General features: G+C 39.7%; 1 protein-coding gene. It reads right to left on the bottom strand.

The window, feature by feature from the left end; translation table 11 throughout:
• A partial coding sequence (locus tag GUI70_RS25880; RefSeq protein ID WP_161884597.1) for a LysR family transcriptional regulator occupies positions 1–220 on the bottom strand: 220 nt, incomplete at its 3' end.
• Positions 221–262: the final 42 nt, after the last annotated feature.

The raw sequence follows: 262 nt of genomic DNA, 5'->3' as shown, positions 1-262 counted from the left end.
AGATTGCTTGCACGTGTTCATCCAGTTGTTGGCCGCTTAGGGTGACGGACAAATGGTGTCGACCTTGATCCCGGGTGAACAGCGTGGTTTGAAAAGTATCTTCTAAGCGTCGGATAGCCATGCTGATTGTGGGTTGACTAACGTTAAATTCTTCAGCAACCGTAGAAAAATTTTTATTTTTTACTAGCGAATGAAAATATTTTAAATCTTTAGTGTTCATAACGTTCCTCCATAACCCTATTATATCAAGCTTTTTCGGTTA

The organism is Deinococcus alpinitundrae (assembly GCF_009982895.1).
GTDB lineage: Bacteria > Deinococcota > Deinococci > Deinococcales > Deinococcaceae > Deinococcus > Deinococcus alpinitundrae.
This window is presented reverse-complemented; position numbering and strand designations above follow the sequence as displayed.